General features: G+C 74.3%; 16 protein-coding genes. 5 read left to right on the top strand and 11 right to left on the bottom strand.

Features of this window, described 5'->3' with window-relative positions; translation table 11 throughout:
* Window positions 1–239 precede the first annotated feature (239 nt).
* The 3 genes from proC to ACIQUQ_RS08860 all read right to left on the bottom strand — a co-directional run bounded on the left by proC (window position 240) and on the right by ACIQUQ_RS08860 (window position 2,701).
* Complete coding sequence (gene proC, locus ACIQUQ_RS08850) at window positions 240–1,049, bottom strand: pyrroline-5-carboxylate reductase (protein ID WP_403972943.1); 810 nt, start codon at window positions 1,047–1,049, stop codon at window positions 240–242.
* A gap of 138 nt (window positions 1,050–1,187) precedes the next feature.
* The gene (locus tag ACIQUQ_RS08855) at window positions 1,188–1,925 is read right to left on the bottom strand and encodes an ABC transporter permease (RefSeq protein WP_403972945.1); all 738 of its coding nucleotides are present in this window, start codon (window positions 1,923–1,925) and stop codon (window positions 1,188–1,190) included.
* Window positions 1,922–2,701: an ABC transporter ATP-binding protein gene (locus tag ACIQUQ_RS08860; RefSeq protein WP_403973814.1), complete on the bottom strand. Its 780-nt coding sequence runs from the start codon at window positions 2,699–2,701 to the stop codon at window positions 1,922–1,924. Before ACIQUQ_RS08860 ends, ACIQUQ_RS08855 begins: the two co-directional genes overlap by 4 nt.
* A 345-nt stretch (window positions 2,702–3,046) precedes the next feature.
* Here ACIQUQ_RS08860 and ACIQUQ_RS08865 point away from each other — a divergent pair, with 345 nt between their 5' ends.
* A complete protein-coding gene (locus ACIQUQ_RS08865; protein WP_403972947.1) occupies window positions 3,047–3,442 on the top strand; it encodes a hypothetical protein in 396 nt (131 codons plus the stop codon).
* Between the two features lie 30 nt (window positions 3,443–3,472).
* Here the strand turns inward: ACIQUQ_RS08865 and ACIQUQ_RS08870 are convergent, their stop codons facing one another.
* The 3 genes from ACIQUQ_RS08870 to ACIQUQ_RS08880 all read right to left on the bottom strand — a co-directional run bounded on the left by ACIQUQ_RS08870 (window position 3,473) and on the right by ACIQUQ_RS08880 (window position 5,389).
* Window positions 3,473–4,306: a nucleotidyltransferase domain-containing protein gene (locus ACIQUQ_RS08870; protein ID WP_403972950.1), complete on the bottom strand. Its 834-nt coding sequence runs from the start codon at window positions 4,304–4,306 to the stop codon at window positions 3,473–3,475.
* Between the two features lie 234 nt (window positions 4,307–4,540).
* The gene (locus tag ACIQUQ_RS08875; RefSeq protein WP_403972952.1) at window positions 4,541–5,053 is read right to left on the bottom strand and encodes a hypothetical protein; all 513 of its coding nucleotides are present in this window, start codon (window positions 5,051–5,053) and stop codon (window positions 4,541–4,543) included.
* A 54-nt stretch (window positions 5,054–5,107) separates the two neighbouring features.
* Window positions 5,108–5,389 carry an SH3 domain-containing protein gene (locus tag ACIQUQ_RS08880; protein WP_403972955.1) on the bottom strand — a complete coding sequence of 94 codons (282 nt, stop codon included), beginning with the start codon at window positions 5,387–5,389 and terminating at the stop codon, window positions 5,108–5,110.
* A gap of 86 nt (window positions 5,390–5,475) precedes the next feature.
* Between ACIQUQ_RS08880 and ACIQUQ_RS08885 the strand changes: the two genes are divergently transcribed.
* Window positions 5,476–7,737, top strand: a complete 2,262-nt coding sequence (locus ACIQUQ_RS08885) for a PQQ-binding-like beta-propeller repeat protein (RefSeq protein WP_403972958.1) — start codon at window positions 5,476–5,478, stop codon at window positions 7,735–7,737.
* A 128-nt stretch (window positions 7,738–7,865) separates the two neighbouring features.
* Here the strand turns inward: ACIQUQ_RS08885 and ilvD are convergent, their stop codons facing one another.
* The 4 genes from ilvD to ACIQUQ_RS08905 form a co-directional block, all read right to left on the bottom strand.
* The gene (gene ilvD / locus ACIQUQ_RS08890; protein ID WP_403972960.1) at window positions 7,866–9,716 is read right to left on the bottom strand and encodes a dihydroxy-acid dehydratase; all 1,851 of its coding nucleotides are present in this window, start codon (window positions 9,714–9,716) and stop codon (window positions 7,866–7,868) included.
* Between the two features lie 133 nt (window positions 9,717–9,849).
* Window positions 9,850–10,467 carry a TetR family transcriptional regulator gene (locus ACIQUQ_RS08895; RefSeq protein WP_403972962.1) on the bottom strand — a complete coding sequence of 206 codons (618 nt, stop codon included), beginning with the start codon at window positions 10,465–10,467 and terminating at the stop codon, window positions 9,850–9,852.
* The gene (locus ACIQUQ_RS08900) at window positions 10,464–11,288 is read right to left on the bottom strand and encodes a sugar phosphate isomerase/epimerase family protein (RefSeq protein WP_399946594.1); all 825 of its coding nucleotides are present in this window, start codon (window positions 11,286–11,288) and stop codon (window positions 10,464–10,466) included. The genes ACIQUQ_RS08895 and ACIQUQ_RS08900 overlap by 4 nt, the downstream gene beginning before the upstream one ends.
* A 77-nt stretch (window positions 11,289–11,365) precedes the next feature.
* Window positions 11,366–12,328: a Ppx/GppA family phosphatase gene (locus ACIQUQ_RS08905; RefSeq protein ID WP_403972964.1), complete on the bottom strand. Its 963-nt coding sequence runs from the start codon at window positions 12,326–12,328 to the stop codon at window positions 11,366–11,368.
* 58 nt (window positions 12,329–12,386) lie between these two features.
* On the opposite strand from ACIQUQ_RS08905, the gene ACIQUQ_RS08910 reads away from it, so the two are divergent.
* Window positions 12,387–13,199: a hypothetical protein gene (locus ACIQUQ_RS08910; protein ID WP_403972967.1), complete on the top strand. Its 813-nt coding sequence runs from the start codon at window positions 12,387–12,389 to the stop codon at window positions 13,197–13,199.
* A 52-nt stretch (window positions 13,200–13,251) separates the two neighbouring features.
* Here the strand turns inward: ACIQUQ_RS08910 and ACIQUQ_RS08915 are convergent, their stop codons facing one another.
* A complete protein-coding gene (locus ACIQUQ_RS08915) occupies window positions 13,252–14,979 on the bottom strand; it encodes a hypothetical protein (RefSeq protein ID WP_403972970.1) in 1,728 nt (575 codons plus the stop codon).
* A 170-nt stretch (window positions 14,980–15,149) separates the two neighbouring features.
* Between ACIQUQ_RS08915 and radA the strand changes: the two genes are divergently transcribed.
* Together radA and disA are read left to right on the top strand one after the other, a co-directional pair.
* Window positions 15,150–16,556, top strand: coding sequence for a DNA repair protein RadA (gene radA, locus ACIQUQ_RS08920; RefSeq protein WP_403972973.1), 1,407 nt, complete (start codon window positions 15,150–15,152; stop codon window positions 16,554–16,556).
* Window positions 16,557–16,679: 123 nt separating this feature from the next.
* Complete coding sequence (disA, locus tag ACIQUQ_RS08925) at window positions 16,680–17,804, top strand: DNA integrity scanning diadenylate cyclase DisA (protein WP_399946608.1); 1,125 nt, start codon at window positions 16,680–16,682, stop codon at window positions 17,802–17,804.
* Window positions 17,805–17,850 lie beyond the last annotated feature (46 nt).

Here is a 17,850-nt window from a genome sequence, read left to right on the forward strand (position 1 = left end):
CGACCTAATCGGCGGCCGCGCCCTTCGGACACGGATTCCTCATTCGCAAATACGCATGAAAACGAGACGACAAAGTGCGTCGTTCGTTCGAATGGATGCTTGCGGAATGGCTGTCCGGGGACCGACCGGAGTCGGCGCTCACGTCGGACAACTCGGAGAACACTACGGATCGGGGAGGGTCGTGTCAACCTTCGACAGCCCTTCACCCGATCCGCGTACGGCGTGGTGAGGCCGGCCCGTCAGCCGTTGCCCGAGGCCAGCTCGCGGCTGCGGTCGCGGGCCGCTTCGAGGGCGGCGATCAGGGCCGCGCGGACGCCGTGGTTCTCCAGCTCCCGGATCGCGTTGATGGTCGTACCGGCCGGGGAGGTCACCGCCTCGCGCAGCTTGACCGGGTGCTCGCCGCTGTCGCGCAGCATCACCGCGGCGCCGATCGCGGCCTGCACGATCAGATCGTGCGCCTGCGCGCGCGGGAGGCCGAGGAGGATGCCGGCGTCGGTCATGGCCTCGACGAGGAAGTAGAAGTACGCCGGGCCGGACCCGGAGAGGGCGGTGGCCGCGTCCTGCTGGGACTCGGGGACGCGGAGGGTCTTGCCGACCCCGCCGAAGATCTCCTCCGTGTGCGCGAGGTGCTCGGCGGTGGCGTGGCTGCCCGCGGAGATGACGGACATGGCCTCGTCGACCAGGGCGGGCGTGTTGGTCATGACGCGGACGACCGGGGTGCCGGGCGCCAGGCGCTCCTCGAAGAAGGAGGTCGGGATACCGGCGGCGCCGCTGATGACCAGACGGTCGGCGGGGATGTGCGGGGCCAGCTCGGTCAGGAGCGTGCCCATGTCCTGCGGCTTGACGGTGAGGATGAGGGTGTCGGCCCGCTTGGCGGCCTCGGCGTTGGAGACCGCCTCCACTCCGTAGCGGGTGCGCAGCTCTTCCGCGCGCTCGGCCCGGCGTGCCGTGACCAGGAGGTGCGAGGCGGGCCAGCCGCCCCGGATCATGCCGCTGAGCAGGGCCTCGCCGATCTTGCCGGTGCCGAGGACTGCGACTGTCTGGGTCATGCGGGCTCACCTCGCCGAACAGGTACTGCACGTGCGCCGTCTGTGCGCTGTGGATGTTGCTCATCCTTGCACCCGGACGCGGGGGTGCGGGGTGGTGTCCGGTGGGTGGGCAGGGCGCGCGGGTCGGTGCCGGGGGCGTCAGGGCGTACGTCGGCGCAGGGTCGCGGCGCCCAGGGCGAGGACGAGGAGTGCGCAGCCGGCGACGACGAGGGCGTCCCGTACGAAGTCGGTGGTGACGTCGGTGTGGTGGAGCACCTGGTTCATGCCGTCGACGGCGTACGACATCGGCAGGACGTCGGAGACGGCTTCCAGTACGGGGTGCATGGTGTCGCGGGCGGCGAAGAGTCCGCAGAGCAGCAGCTGGGGGAAGATCACCGCCGGCATGAACTGCACCGCCTGGAACTCGGAGGAGGCGAAGGCGGAGACGAACAGTCCGAGGGCGGTGCCGAGGAGCGCGTCGAGCAGGGCGACGAGGAGCAGCAGCCAGGGGGAGCCGATGACGTCGAGGCCGAGGGCCCACAGGGCGGTGCCGGTGGCGAGGAGGGACTGGGCGATCGCGACGGCGCCGAAGGCGAGGGCGTAGCCGGCGATGAGGTCGCCCTTGGCCAGGGGCATGGCGAGGAGGCGTTCGAGGGTGCCGGAGGTGCGCTCGCGGAGGGTGGCGATCGAGGTCACGAGGAACATCGTGATCAGCGGGAAGATGCCGAGGAGCGAGGCGCCGATGCCGTTGAAGGTGCCGGTGTTGCCGTCGAAGACGTAGCGCAGCAGGACCAGCATCAGGACGGGCACGAGCAGCATCAGCGCGATGGAGCGCGGGTCGTGGCGCAGCTGGCGCAGGACGCGGGCGGCGGTGGCGGTCGTACGGGCGAGGTTCATCGGTTTTCTCCTGCGGCGGCCGCGGCGGCGTCGACGAGGGTGAGGAAGCCTTCTTCGACGGTGTCGGTCTGGGTGCGGGCGCGGAGGGCGTCCGGGGTGTCCTGGGCGAGGATCCGGCCCTCGCGCATGAGGAGCAGGCTGTGGCAGCGCTCGGCCTCGTCCATGACGTGGGAGGAGACGAGGAGGGTGGCGCCGCGTTCGGCGGCGATGCGGTGGAAGAGGTTCCACAGGTCGCGGCGGAGTACGGGGTCCAGGCCGACGGTGGGCTCGTCGAGGACCAGCAGCTCCGGGGTGCCGAGGAGGGCGACGGCGAGCGAGACGCGGCTGCGCTGGCCGCCGGAGAGGTTGCCGGCGAGGGCGTGGGCGTGGCCGGCGAGATCGACGTCGTGGACGGCGCGGTCGACGGTGGCGGCGCGGCGGGCGGCTGCTGCGCGGCCGGGGTCGAGGACGGCGGCGAAGTAGTCGAGGTTCTGGCGGACGGTGAGGTCGTCGTAGACGGAGGGCGCCTGGGTGACGTAGCCGATGCGGGAGCGGAGCGCGGGGGCGCCGGCATCCTCGCCGAGGACCTTGAGGGAGCCGGTGACCTTGTCCTGGGTGCCGACGATCGCCCGCATGAGGGTGGTCTTGCCGCAGCCGGAGGGGCCGAGGAGTCCGGTGATGCGGGCGCGGGGCACGTCGAAGTCGATGCCGTGGAGGACCTCGCGGGTGCCGCGCGTGCAGCGGAGCTGCCGGGCCTGGATGGCGGGGGCCGGGCCACCCTCGGGAGGATTATTCATCATGCGATGAATAATCCTCCCGAGGGTGGGCGGCGTCAAGGAGTGGAGCAGGGCGGGCCCGTGGGCGGGGAGGAGCGCGGGCGGCCGCGGGCCGTTGCGGCAGGCCGCGAGTGGCCGCGAGCCCGGGGGCGTTGCCGGCGGCGAACTGCGCAGGGCGTAGAGGGAGGTACGCAGCCCGGGTCGCGGGCGCAGCCCCGGTCGCCGGCGCAGCCGTGGGCGGCCCGTCGCGCAGCCCGGGCGGGGCGGCTGCCGGGATCCCCGGCACGGGCGCAGGCGGGGCGCGTGGGAGACCGCGTCGTCGGGGTCGGCTGCGGTCGAGACGGGCGGTGGTGGCAGGGTGGGCCGATGCTTCTGGAACCCGAGAACACCCTGTTCGTCAGGGGTGACACCCCCCTGCTCCTGCTGTCCGGCGCGCCCGTGCACGATGCGCTGCCGCTGCTGACCGCCTCCGGCGGAGCGGTGCCGCGTTGTGAAGGGTGGAGTGTCGTCGCCAAGGTCACGATGTGTGTCGTGGACGGGCCCGGCGAGGCCGGGGTGATCGTGCCCGCCTTCGTGGCGCCGGTGGTCGACACGGCCGGAGGAGGCGCCGCCCCCGGCGGGATGGGTGACTGGTGCGCGGACGTCGAGCGGGCCGGCGGGGCGGTCGTCCTGTCACTCGACGAGCTCCCCGAGGTGCTCGACCAGGCCCGTCTGCTGGGCTCGGGGGCCGCGCGCGGCGGGTTCATGACCGCGCCGGCCTGATGCCCGTCCCCCGCCCCGCCCGGGGTTCGGTCAGCGGCGCGGGGCGGTGGTGGGGGTCGGGGACTCGACGACGCCGTGCCAGGTGCGGGCGTAACCCTCGCGGAGGGGACCGCCGGTCAGGGCGAGGATCCGGTACGCGGCTTCGAGGAGGGCCTCCGGGTCGCCGTGCTCGCAGAGCAGGCGGTGACCGTCCAGGAGGGCTGCGCCCCGCTCCGGGTCCGCCTCCAGCAGCCGTCGGGGCAGCCACTTGCCGCCGCCCGTCCAGGCGCGGTGGTGGTCGGAAAGGAGGTCGGCCGCGGTACCGAGGGCGGTGCCGGCCACGGCCAGGCGCTCCACCGGGTCGGTGGCGTCGGCGAGGTCGTCCAGGGCGTCGGTGAGCACGTACCGCCTGGTCTCGACGGTCGCGGCGTCGAGGGCGGCGGGGCCCTCGTGGAGTTCGGCCTGCGCGAAGGCCTTGGCGCGGGCGGCCGCACCCGTGCGGTCGGAGAGGATCAGACCCTCGGCGTACATGCGCTGCATGACGGCGCGCCGGGAGGCGAGGTCGGCGGCGAAGAGCTCCACGAGGCCGCCGCAGGTGTGGACGAACAGCTCGACGAGCCGTCCCTCGAAGCGGAGGGTCTCCCGGCGGGTCTCGCCGCCGTCCTCGACGAGGACGGCGAGGTCGAGATCGCTGGTGGCGGTGGCGCGGCCGGCCGCGGTGGACCCGGCGAGGACCGCGCCCAGGGCGTCGGGGAACCGCTCGGCGACGAGGCGGCGGGCCTGGTCGACGGCATGGTCGACGGGCTGGTCGACGGCGTGGCCGACGGGCTGGTCGACGGCGTGGTCGACGGGCTGGCCGGTGCTGTCGTCGGCGTGCGGGCTCATGATCGCCAAGCTGCCACGGGTGCCCGTCGCGCCGCGAGTCATTTCCCGCCCGGGCCGGGGCCGCCGGGGAGAGCGGAGGCCCGGAAGTCCGTGCGGGGCGGCCTGCAGGTGTGTGCGCCCCGGGGCGCGGGGAGGGGCGCGGCCGGGCTCGGCGGCGGACGGCGGAGGTCGCCGCGGCCTGGTCCGGCAGGGGCCGGCCGCGCAGGCCGCGGTCCCGGCCCGCGGCAGGGGCCGTTACTTCTTGCGCTTCGGCTTGCGGGCGGCCGGGTTGCCCGTGCGGGTGGCCCGGCGGCGGGTGTATTCCGTCTGGGCGCGGTCGTACTCGGCGCGGGCCAGCTTCTCGCCGGGGGCTTCCGCCAGCGAGCGGAGGAAGTACGCGATCAGCGAGCCGATGAAGCCGATCGCCATGAGGCCCTTGAGGGAGCCGTCCTGCGAGCCCGGGACGAGGCGGCGGGTGAAGGACTCCCAGGTCTTGCCGAAGGCGATCGCGCTGCACACCGCGAACATCACCACGACGGTCCACGACACGAAGGAGCCGACGTTGCCCAGCTCCAGGCCCTCGTAGGCGAAGCGCAGCAGGAACGCGCCCGCGAAGGCGGCCGTCAGCGAGCCGACGGCGGCACCGACGCGGCGCAGCGCGTAACCGCCGTCGTGGTTCACCCAGGTGGTGCCGAAGAAGCGGATCTGCTCCGGCTGCGGGCCGGCGGGGGTCGGCTTCTGGGAGGTGTCGTCTCGTTCGTCGCTCACGCCTGCGATTATCCCCCGGCCCCCGTCGGCCCCGCCTGAGCCGAAGGTCACGAGTCAGCCGCAGCGCGGCGCGACGAAGCCGTCGCTGCCGGTCTTCACGTACGCGTCGGAGATGAACTCGCCGTTGGCGATGTTGTCCCAGATGTTGGTGGTGCCGTACGGGCCGGACACGGTGGTGCCGGTGCACTGGCAGTAGATCGACACGGACGCGCCGTACGCGAGGACGCGGACGATGCTGTAGTTCGTGCCGGGTCCGCTCCGGACGTTGACGCGGTAGCCCGGCGCCACCGGATAGCGCGCCGCAACAGCCTCACCGGACATTCGTGTCTCCCCCATTGCTTCACGGTGCGTGACTCGCGCAGGTTAGCAAGGCTCGACTAGGCTCCACGGCGCGTCGGCGTACGAGCACACGGGGGGTGGGCATGCCGCGCTCGGCTCAACAACCGCAACCAGCTCATCCGGAACCCGAGTTCGCCGGTCAGTACCGGCTCGAGTCGGTCCTGGGCTCGGGCGGCATGGGCGTCGTGCACCTCGCTTCCTCCGCCTCCGGGCTGCGCCTCGCGGTGAAGGTCGTGCACGCGGAGTTCGCGGCGGACCCGGAGTTCAGGGCGCGTTTCCGCCAGGAGGTCACCGCGGCCCGGCGGGTCAGCGGCGCCTTCACCGCCGCCGTGGTGGACGCCGACCCGGAGGCCGAACGGCCCTGGATGGCCACGCTGTTCGTGGACGGCCCCACCCTCGCGGAGCGGGTGAAGCAGAGCCCGCTGGCGGCCGCCGAGCTGTGCCGGCTGGGCGCCGGCCTCGCGGAGGCGCTGCGCGACATCCACCGGGCGGGTCTCGTGCACCGGGACCTCAAGCCCAGCAACGTGCTGATGGCGCCCGACGGCCCGAAGGTGATCGACTTCGGGATCTCGCGCCCCTACGACTACGCGAGCGACCTGCGCACCGAGACCGGGAAGCTGATCGGCACGCCGCCCTTCATGGCTCCGGAGCAGTTCCAGCGGCCGCGCGAGGTGGGACCGGCGGCGGACGTGTTCGCCATGGGGGCGGTTCTGGTCCACGCGGCGACCGGGCGGGGGCCGTTCGACTCCGACAGCCCGTACCTCGTGGCGTACCAGGTGGTGCACCACGAGCCGGACCTCGCGGGGGTGCCGGAGGAGCTGGTCCCGCTGGTCTCCGCCTGCCTGGAGAAGGACCCGGCGGACCGGCCCGCGCTGGACGCGCTGATCGCGCAGCTGCGGTCGGCCGCGTACCCGACCTCCGAGGTGACCCGGGCGTTCATACCGGAGCCGCGGCGGCCGGGTGGTGCGGGGGGCGGGGCGCGCGCCGTGGTGGGTCCCGGTCCTGGTTCCGGTTCGCGAGCCGGCCGGGCGCCGGACTCCGGTTCCGGTTCCGGTTCCGGTGACGACCCCACGCACCGGCGGGAGCAGGCGGCCGGGCCGCGGCGCGGCCGGCTCGGGCTGCCGCGCGGCCGGCGGCGGCGTACCGCGCTCGCCGCGGGGGCGGTGCTGACCGCGGCCGCCGTCGGCCTGGGCGGGTACGCCGGCCTGAACGCCCTGTCCGGGCCCGCGCCCGGCTCCGGCTCGCCCGAGCGGACCGCCGCCGTGGCCGCCGTCCGCGCCTGGACCGTGCCGCCGGCCGGCGGCTCCTCCACCGACACCGGCACGCCGGTCTGCGCGTACGCCGCCCCGCTCGGCGCCCTGCTCTGCAAGGGACCCGGCACGACCGCCACCCGGCTGGACCCCGCGGACGGCCGGACGCGCTGGTCGGTCCCGGCGGCCGGCGGGTTCCTGCGGGCCGAACTCGACCGGGCGCCGGTCCTCGCGGGCGGCATGGTGCACACGGTCGCCCCCGGCGGCGGCCGGCTGCAGGCGCTGGACCCGGCCACGGGCACCGAGCGCTGGTCCGTGCCGCTGGACGGCCGGACGGTGGTGCACACCGGGGCCTCGCCCGGCACCGTGCTGCTGGCCTCCCCCGAAGGCCGGGTGACCGCGCTGGACCCGGCGACCGGGAAGCGGCGCTGGTCGAAGCGGCTGGGCGGGGTGGGCTCGGCCTGGGCCGCGGGCGAGGACGGCGGCCCGGCCTTCGTGGTCACGCCGTCGGGCGACGGTACGTCGACCCAGGTACGGGCGGTGGACCCGGCGACCGGCGCGGTGCTGTGGCAGCAGCGCGCGCAGGGCCAGCTGCGGATCGCCGGCAGCGCGGCCGGGGCGCTGTTCCTGCTCGCCAACGACCTGGCCGACGTCACCGAGGCGGTCGTCCGGATCGACGCGCGCACCCGCGAGGTGCGGCGCGTGGCGCTTGCGGCGCGGGTCGACCAGGGCCAGGCGTCGGTGGGCGCGGACGGCACCGTGTACGTGGTGGGCCTGTCGGGCGCGCTGACCGCCGTACGCGTGGAGGCCGGCCGGCGGGGCGAGCTGTGGCGGTACGAGTCGCTGGCCAGCCGGGTCTCGCGGGCGACCGCGGCCGGGGACCGGGTCTACCTCTCGGCGGCGGACGGCCGGCTGATCGCGCTGGACGCGCGGCGCGGCACGCTGGTGGGCCAGACCGGGCCCCGGCTGGGGAAGGGCGCGAACCCGCTGAAGCCGACGCTGGCCGCGCCGGCCGTCACCGGCGACCGGGTGGTGGGCACGGCCCCGGACGGCTCGGTCTTCGCGGTGCCGGCTGCGGATCCCGCGGGCTGGTAGGACCGGCCCCGCGGGCGGAGGGCCCGGCGGGGCCCGCGTACGGAACGGCGGAGCGGGCGGGACCGGCTGTCCGGTCCCGCCCGCTCACGTCATGCCGTGGTGCCGTGGTGCCGGCCGCGGCAGCCGGCTCAGCCCAGCTTCGACACGTCCCGGACCGCGCCCTTGTCGGCGCTGGTGGCCATGGCGGCGTACGCGCGCAGGGCCGCCGAGACCGTGCGGTCGCGGTTCTTCGGGGCGTACACGCCGCCCAGCGCCTCGCGGCGGGCGGCCAGCGTGGCCTCGTCGACCAGCAGGTCGATGGAGCGGCTGGGGATGTCGATGCGGATCCGGTCCCCGTCCTCGACCAGGGCGATGGTGCCGCCCGAGGCGGCCTCCGGGGAGGCGTGGCCGATGGACAGGCCCGATGTGCCGCCGGAGAACCGGCCGTCCGTCACCAGGGCGCAGACCTTGCCGAGGCCGCGGCCCTTGAGGAAGGAGGTCGGGTAGAGCATCTCCTGCATGCCGGGGCCGCCGCGCGGGCCCTCGTAGCGGATGACGACGACGTCGCCGGCCTTGACCTGCTTGGTGAGGATCTTCTCGACGGCCTCGTCCTGGGACTCGCAGACCACGGCCGGGCCCTCGAACGTCCAGATGGACTCGTCGACGCCGGCGGTCTTCACGACGCAGCCGTCCTCGGCGATGTTGCCCTTGAGGACCGCGAGGCCGCCGTCCTTGGAGTACGCGTGCTCGACGGAGCGGATGCAGCCGCCCTCGGCGTCGAGGTCGAGGGACTCCCACCGCTCGGACTGCGAGAAGGCCGTGGCGGAGCGCTTGCAGCCGGGGGCCGCGTGCCACAGCTCCATCGCCTCGTCGGTCGCGGTGCCGGAGCGGGCGTCCCACTTCGCCAGCCAGTCCTCCAGGCCCTCGGAGTGGACCGTGTTGACGTCCTTGTTGAGCAGGCCGCCGCGGTACAGCTCGCCGAGGATCGCGGGGATGCCGCCGGCGCGGTGCACGTCCTCCATGTAGTACGTGCCGCCGGGGGCGACGTTCGGGGCGACCTTGGCCAGACAGGGGACGCGGCGCGAGACGGCGTCGATGTCCTTGAGGTCGTAGTCCAGGCCCGCCTCCTGGGCGGCGGCCAGCAGGTGGAGGATCGTGTTGGTCGAGCCGCCCATCGCGATGTCGAGCGCCATGGCGTTCTCGAAGGCCTCGCGGGTGGCGATGTTGCGGGGCAGGACCGAGTAGTCGTCCTGCTCGTAGTGGCGCTTGGTGATCTCGACGACCGTGCGGCCGGCCTCCTCGTACAGCGCCCGGCGGGCGGTGTGGGTGGCGAGGACGGAGCCGTTGCCGGGCAGGGCCAGGCCGATGGCCTCGGCCAGGCAGTTCATCGAGTTGGCGGTGAACATGCCCGAACAGGAGCCGCAGGTCGGACAGGCGTTCTCCTCGATGCGGAGGATGTCCTCGTCGGAGACGTTCTCGTTCGAGGCGTCGACCATGGCGTCGATCAGGTCCAGCTTGCGGACGGTGCCGTCGACGAGGGTGGCCTGGCCGGCCTCCATCGGGCCGCCGGAGACGAAGACCACCGGGATGTTGAGGCGCATGGCGGCCATCAGCATGCCGGGGGTGATCTTGTCGCAGTTGGAGATGCAGATCAGGGCGTCGGCGCAGTGGGCCTCGACCATGTACTCGACGCTGTCGGCGATCAGGTCGCGGGACGGCAGCGAGTAGAGCATGCCGGCGTGGCCCATGGCGATGCCGTCGTCGACCGCGATGGTGTTGAACTCGCGGGGGACGGCGCCGGCCGCGCGGATGGCGTCGGAGACGATGCGGCCGACCGGCGCGAGGTGGGTGTGCCCGGGCACGAACTCGGTGAAGGAGTTGGCCACGGCGATGATCGGCTTGCCGATGTCTTCGCTCGCTACGCCCGACGCGCGCATCAGGGCGCGCGCGCCCGCCATGTTGCGGCCGTGGGTGACGGTGCGGGACCTCAGCTCGGGCATCGGGTTCACTCCCCAGTAGCGGCGCAGTCGGAACTGCGGATACGACTGTTACGAGCCTACGCCCCGACTCCAGGATCCGGACAGGGCGTCCGGATGCCGGGATGCCGAGATCACTCCTCGGTCGGCCGCCTCCTCAGGCTTCCGTCAGGTACCGCTGGAGCGTCGGGGCCACCATGGCGACGATCTGCTCCGGGTCGGCGGATGCGAGGGGCTCGACCTGGACCACGTAACGCAGCATCGCGATGCCGATCATGTGGGACGCGGCCAGCTCCGCGCGGAAGGTGGGGTCGGGGACCTTCAGGTCGGCGGCCACCCGCTCCAGCAGCTTGCGCAGCACGAGGTTGCGCAGCACCTTGGCCGCCGCCTCGTGCGTGAGGGCGGAGCGGATCACGGCCAGCATCGGGGCGCGGGTGACGGGGTTCTCCCAGACTCCGAGGAAGTAGCGGGCCAGCCGCTCGCCGACGCCGTCGGGGCCCTGCCCGAGGATGGCGGGGACCAGCAGGGCGGGCTCGATGCTGGTCTCGACGGCCGCCGCGAACAGCTCGTCCTTGGAGCCGAAGTAGTGGTGGACCAGGGCCGGGTCGACGCCCGCGGCCTTGGCGACGCCGCGTACGGAGGTCTTGTCGTACCCGCGCTCGGCGAACTCCTCGCGGGCGGCGAGCCGGATCCGTTCCTGGGTGCCGGGCCCGCTGTCGGCTTCGGCCCGGGAGGGGCGGCCGCGGCGGCGGGGCCTGTCGGGGCCGGTGGTCATGTCCGGGGCACCCGCAGGGCGGAGGCCAGGTGCAGCCGCGTGAAGGCGAGGGCCTCGGCGAGGTCGGCCTCGCGTTCGGCCGCCGACATGGCGCGGCGGGTGTTGACCTCGATGACGACGTGGCCGTCGAAGCCGCCCAGGGCGAGACGTTCCAGCAGCTCGGCGCAGGGCTGGGTGCCGCGGCCGGGGACCAGGTGCTCGTCCTTGGCCGAGCCGTTGCCGTCGGCGAGGTGGACGTGCGCGAGGCGGTCGCCCATCCGGTCGACCATGGCGGTGGCGTCGGAGCGGGCGGTCGCGGTGTGGGAGAGGTCGACCGTGTAGTGGCGGTAGTCGTCCTTGGTGACGTCCCACTCGGGGGCGTACGCGAGCATCTCGCGGTCGCGGTAGCGCCAGGGGTACATGTTCTCGACGGCGAAGCGGACGTCGGTCTCGTCCGCCATCCGCCAGATGCCCTGGACGAAGTCGCGGGCGTACTGCCGCTGCCAGCGGAAGGGCGGGTGGACGACGACCGTCGACGCGCCGAGCTTCTCCGCGGCGGACCGGGCGCGCTGGAGCTTGGTCCACGGGTCGGTGGACCAGACGCGCTGGGTGATGAGGAGGCAGGGCGCGTGGATCGCGAGGACCGGGATCCGGTGGTAGTCGCTCAGCCGGCGCAGGGCCTCGATGTCCTGGCTGACGGGGTCGGTCCACACCATGACCTCGACGCCGTCGTACCCCAGGCGTGCGGCGACCTCGAAGGCGGTCGCCGTCGACTCCGGGTAGACCGAGGCCGTGGACAGCGCGACCTTCGCGTCCGGGATGCGCACGACTGGTTCTGCCACGGGGACAGGGTACGGGGCCCCGCACCGCGCCGTCCGGGCCACCGCCCGCTTCCGGCCGGTCGGTGGCCCGTACGCCGTCACGCCTGCCGGGTCCCGGCGCCCTCCGGCATGCCCTCCGGCATGTGGTCCAGCCGGCGCAGGATGACGCCCTCCCGCAGGGCCCAGGGACAGATCTCCAGCTCGTCCACGCCGAACAGGTCCATGGCGCCCTCGGCGACCAGGGCACCGGCCAGCAGCTGCCCCGCGCGGCCCTCGGAGACGCCCGGGAGCCCGGCGCGCTCGGCGGCGCTCATGGCGGCCAGCCGCGGCACCCACTCCTCCAGGGACTTCCGGGTGAGCTCGCGCTGCACGTAGAGGCCCTCGGCCGAGCGGGCGGCACCGGCGATGCGGGCCAGCTGCTTGAAGGTCTTGGAGGTGGCGACCACGTGGTCCGGGGCGCCGAAGCGGCTGAACTCGCCGACGCTGCGGGCGATCTGCGCCCGTACGTGCCGGCGCAGCGCCCGTACGTCGGCCGGGTCCGGCGGGTCGCCCGGCAGCCAGCCGGCCGTGAGGCGCCCGGCGCCCAGCGGGAGGGAGACGGCGCAGTCGGGCTCCTCGTCGATGCCGTACGCGATCTCCAGCGAGCCGCCGCCGATGTCGAGGACCAGCAGCTTCCCGGCGGACCAGCCGAACCAGCGGCGCACGGCCAGGAAGGTGAGACGGGCCTCGTCGGCGCCGCTGAGCACCTGGAGGTCGATGCCGGTCTCCTCGCGGACCCGGGCCAGCACCTCGTCGGCGTTGGTGGCCTCGCGCACGGCGGAGGTCGCGAAGGGCAGCACGTCCTCGCAGCCCTTGTCCTCGGCGGCCTGGACGGCTCCGGCGATCACGCCGGCCAGCTTGTCGATGCCCTCGGGGCCGATGGCTCCCGCCGGGTCGAGCAGCTCCGCCAGGCGGAGTTCCACCTTGTGCGAGTGCGCGGGCAGCGGGCGCGCGCCGGGGTGTGCGTCCACCACCAGCAGATGGATCGTGTTCGAACCCACATCAAGGACACCGAGTCTCATGGAAGGAACGCTACTGCGATTCGGCCATATGGCCCGCCACCCCGCTTACGCTGGGGTTGTGCCAAATACGAAGAAGGCCAAGAAGCAGACAAAAGCCCCCAAGTCCCAGCAGAAGAAGCAGGACGAGGTCGCTCTGGACTTCCCGCGGGCCTGGGTGGAGTTCCCGGACCCCGCCGACGACGAGCAGGTCTTCCGCTGTGACCTGACCTGGCTGACCTCCCGCTGGACCTGCATCTTCGGCAGCGGCTGCCAGGGCATCCAGGCCGGCCGCGCGGACGACGGCTGCTGCACGCTGGGCGCGCACTTCTCGGACGAGGAGGACGAGCAGCGGGTGGCCGGGCACGTGGCGAGGCTCACTCCCGAACTGTGGCAGTTCCACGAGGAGGGCACCCGTACGGGCTGGACCCAGCTCGACGAGGACGGCGACCGGCAGACCCGCCGCTGGGAGGGCTCCTGCATCTTCCAGAACCGTCCCGGCTTCCCCGGCGGCGCGGGCTGCTCGCTGCACATCCTGGCGCTCAAGGAGGGCCGGGAGCCGCTGGAGACCAAGCCGGACGTGTGCTGGCAGCTGCCGATCCGGCGGACGTACGACTGGATCGACCGGCCCGACGACACCCGCGTGCTCCAGGTGTCCATCGGCGAGTACGACCGCCGCGGCTGGGGGCCGGGCGGCCACGACCTGCACTGGTGGTGCACCTCGGCGACCTCGGCGCACGGCGCGGGGGAGCCGGTGTACGTCACGTACAAGCCCGAGCTGACCGAGCTGATGGGCAAGGAGGGGTACGAGGTGCTGGCCGGGCTGTGCGAGCAGCGGCTGGCCAGCCTCCTGCCGATGGCGCCGCACCCCGCGGACCCCGACCCGGTCGGCTGACGGGGACGGCCCGCACGACGCACCGGCCGGCACCGGCCCGGGCCGGTGCCGCCTAGCTTCCGCTCGGCTCGCCGGTCGGGCCCGGGTCCGAGGGGGAAACCGTTCCTTCTGATGCCGAGGGCGTGGGGGTCGGGGTCGGCGTCGGGGTGTCCGAGGGGGTCGGCGTAGGGCTCGGCGTGGGGGTCTCGGTCGTGGGTGTGGGCGTCGGCGTCGGGGTGGGCGGCTTGGGCGCGCCCCGGCCCTCGATCGTGAGGACCGCGCCCGAGGGGTCGACGCCGAGGCGGGAGATCCACTCCCCGGCCGGCTCCAGCGCGTGGTCCACGGTGATCCGTACGGTGAACGTTTCGCCCGGCTCCAGGACGCCCTGGCTCTGGCTGACGCCGAGCCACGGCGAGTCCCACCAGAGCCGCCAGTGGACGGGCGCCCCGCCCGAGGCGCTGAGGATGACCAGCGTGGTGCCGCCCGAGGAGATCGCGTCGACCGAGAGCCGCCCGGGCCCGCGGGTGCCGGGGGCGGTCGGCGGGGCGGTGTCGCCCGGGGTGATCACTTCGACCGACACGTCCGGGGTGCGTGCCCCGGAGGTGAAGCCGGGTGCGGGCCCGTTCCCGGCGTTCCCCGCGTTCTCGTACGTGGAGTAGGCGCCGCCCGCGGTGCGGGTGTGCCCCTCGGCCTCGGACGCGGAGATGGCGGTGACCCCGGCGGTGCCCTCGCCCGTCAGCGGGGCTCCCCGGTACGCGGCCCAGAGGGCCAGCACCGGCGCGGCGACCACGGTGGCCACCACCGTCGTGGTGACGGCGCGGGCGCGCAGCCGGTCCCGCCGGGCGGCCCGGTCCTTGGGGTCCACCGGATATCCCGCGCGGTCGAACCGCGGGACCGCCGCGCGGCCCCGCGGCACGGTGCGCGCGGCCAGCAGTACGGCCTCCCGGGGCGCGGGCACCAGCGGCAGCGCCGCCGGGGTGAGGGCGGAGCCGGGCCAGGGCCCGCCCGCGCCGACCCGCTCGGCGACGCGGCGGCAGGTGGGGCAGTCGTCGACGTGCCGGACCAGCTCGCTGCGCAGGGCGGTGGAGAGCAGCACCTGGCTGTCGCCGGTGAGCCGGGCGACGCTGGGACAGCTGCCGGTGTCGACCACGGCGAGCGCGGCGCGGGTGCGCTCGACCTCGCAGGCGGCGCCGGCGAGGAGTTCGCGGGCGGCGGCCGGGGCCATGCCGGTCACGGCGGCGACCTCGGAGACGGCGAGGCCGTGGCGGACCGACAGTTCGAGCGCCTCGCGCTGCTCCGGTGTGGTCCCCGCGGCCTCCGGCCAGGCCAGCCGGGCCAGCTCGGCGTGGCGCTCGTCCGCCGCCGGGTCGGGGGCGGGCGGGGGCGTGGGGCCGGGGGCAGGGGGTGCGGAGCCGGGCGCACGGGCGGAGCCTCCGGCGATGCTGTGCGCCTGTGCGTGCTCCGGCGCACGCCGGGCGCTGTGCGCCCCGGGCCGGACCCGCCGCTGCACCGAGAGCCTGCGCAGGCAGGCCCAGCGGGCCAGTGCGTAGAGCCAGGCGCGGCGCGCGGCCTCGCCCTCGGGGCAGCGGTTCGCCTGCCGGGCCGCCACCGCGAGGACGTCGCCCAGCACGCTGGTGGCCGCGTCGTGGTCGCAGAGCACCGAGAGGCAGTAGGTGAACAGGCCGTCGAGGTGAGCCTCGTGGCCGGAGGTGGGCTGCTGCTCCGGCGTGCGGGGCGCGCGCCCGTGCGCCCGGTGTGCGCCGGTGCTCTGGATGGGCTGTGCCTGACTGCTGCTTGTCACCCGGTGACCGTAGAAGCCGCGCCGTGGGCGCTCTGGAAGCCTTCAGCAGTTTTAATCCTTACGGGTGAACAGATCCCTCATAAGGGGACAGCCCCCGTGACGTACGGGCCCCGGGCCCCGTTCGGGGGCTGTGGCCGGGGGTTGTCGGAGGGTGCCGATACCGTTGCCGCATGGCTGCCCGTACATCCCGTTCATCCGCCAAGGACCGGCCGTCCTACCGCTGCACCGAGTGCGGCTGGACCACCGCCAAGTGGCTCGGCCGCTGCCCCGAGTGCCAGGCGTGGGGCACGGTCGAGGAGACCGGCACGCCCGCGGTCCGTACGACGGCGGCGGGCCGGGTGTCGACGGCCGCGGTGCCGATCGGCCAGGTCGACGGCCGGCAGGCGACGGCCCGCACGACGGGCGTGGACGAGCTGGACCGCGTGCTCGGCGGGGGCCTGGTGCCCGGCGCCGTGGTGCTGCTGGCGGGCGAGCCCGGCGTGGGCAAGTCCACGCTGCTGCTGGACGTGGCGGCCAAGGCGGCGAGCGACGCGCACCGGACGCTGTACGTCACGGGTGAGGAGTCGGCGAGCCAGGTGCGGCTGCGGGCCGACCGGATCAACGCCCTGAGCGACCACCTCTACCTGGCGGCGGAGACGGACCTGTCGGCGGTGCTGGGACACCTGGACGCGGTGAAGCCGTCGCTGCTGATCCTGGACTCGGTACAGACGGTGGCGTCCCCCGAGATCGACGGCGCGCCGGGCGGCATGGCCCAGGTCCGGGAAGTGGCCGGGGCGCTCATCAGGGCCTCCAAGGAGCGGGGCATGTCCACGCTGCTGGTGGGCCACGTGACGAAGGACGGCGCGATCGCGGGTCCCCGGCTGCTGGAGCACCTGGTGGACGTGGTGCTGCACTTCGAGGGCGACCGGCACGCCCGCCTCCGGCTCGTGCGGGGCGTGAAGAACCGGTACGGCGCGACGGACGAGGTCGGCTGCTTCGAGCTGCACGACGAGGGGATCACGGGTCTCGCCGACCCGAGCGGCCTGTTCCTGACCCGGCGCGACGAGCCGGTCCCCGGCACCTGTCTGACGGTGACGCTGGAGGGCCGCCGGCCGCTGGTGGCCGAGGTGCAGGCGCTGACCGTCGACTCGCAGATCCCCTCGCCCCGGCGGACCACCTCGGGCCTGGAGACGTCCCGGGTGTCGATGATGCTGGCGGTGCTGGAGCAGCGCGGGCGGATCAGCGCGCTGGGCAAGCGGGACATCTACTCGGCCACGGTGGGCGGCGTGAAGCTGTCGGAGCCGGCCGCCGACCTGGCCATCGCGCTGGCCCTGGCCTCGGCGGCCAGCGACACCCCGCTGCCGAAGAACCTGGTGGCCATCGGCGAGGTGGGCCTGGCCGGCGAGGTGCGGCGGGTGACCGGCGTACAGCGGCGGCTGGCGGAGGCCCACCGGCTGGGCTTCACCCACGCGCTGGTGCCGGGCGATCCGGGCAAGGTCCCGCCCGGCATGCGGGTGACGGAGGTGGCGGACATGGGGGACGCGCTGCGGGTGCTGCCCCACTCGCGGGCGGCCTCCCGGCGGGCGCCCGCCGAGTAGCCGCGGGCTTGAATCGGGCCCCCTCCGGGCAAGGCTCGGGAGGGGCGCGGGACGCGCCGGTAGACTTTGGGCTGGTCCGCCCGGCCATGGCCGGGCGGCGGAACCCGCGACCGGAGGAGTGCAGTGGCAGCCAAGGACGGGGCAGCGGCACCCGGGAAGTCCGGCGCGAGCTCCAAGCACGAAGCGCTCATGCGTGCCTCGCTGAGCGCCGTCGCGCCTGGTCAGCAGCTGCGTGACGGCCTGGAGCGGATCGTCCGCGGCAACACCGGCGGCCTGATCGTCCTCGGTATGGACAAGGCCGTCGAGGCCATGTGCACCGGCGGTTTCGTGCTGGACGTGGAGTTCACGGCGACCCGGCTGCGCGAGCTGTGCAAGCTCGACGGCGCGCTGATCCTCGACAAGGACATCACCAAGATCCTCCGCGCCGGCGTGCAGCTGGTGCCGGACGCGTCGATCCCGACGGAGGAGACCGGCACCCGGCACCGCACCGCCGACCGCGTCTCGAAGCAGTGCGGCTTCCCGGTGGTCTCGGTGTCGCAGTCGATGCGGCTGATCGCCCTGTACGTCGACGGGGAGCGCCGGGTCCTGGAGGAGTCGGGCGCGATCCTGTCCCGGGCGAACCAGGCGCTGGCCACCCTGGAGCGGTACAAGCTCCGGCTCGACGAGGTCGCGGGCACGCTGTCCGCACTGGAGATCGAGGACCTGGTCACGGTCCGCGACGTCACCGCGGTGGCCCAGCGGCTGGAAATGGTCCGCCGGATCGCGACCGAGATCGCCGAGTACGTGGTGGAGCTGGGCACCGACGGCCGCCTCCTCTCGCTCCAGCTGGACGAGCTGACGGTCGGCGTCGAGCCCGAGCGCGAGCTGGTGATCCGCGACTACGTCCCCGAGCCGACGGCGAAGCGTTCCCGCACGGTGGACGAGGCGCTGGCCGAGCTGGACTCGCTCACCCACGCAGAGCTGCTGGAGCTGCCCATCGTGGCCAAGGCCCTCGGGTACAGCGGCTCCCCCGAGACGCTGGACTCCGCCGTCTCGCCGCGCGGTTACCGGCTGCTGGCCAAGGTGCCGCGGCTGCCGGGCGCGATCATCGAGCGGCTGGTCGAGCACTTCGGCGGGCTGCAGAAGCTGCTGGCTGCGTCCGTGGACGACCTCCAGACCGTCGACGGCGTCGGCGAGGCCCGGGCGCGCAGCGTCCGCGAGGGCCTGTCGCGCCTGGCGGAATCCTCGATCCTGGAGCGTTACGTCTAGCTCGCCCCCGGATACGACTGCGCGGCCGGCCCCGGACGGGGCCGGC

The organism is Streptomyces sp. NPDC101118, from assembly GCF_044759445.1.
Lineage (GTDB): Bacteria > Actinomycetota > Actinomycetes > Streptomycetales > Streptomycetaceae > Streptomyces.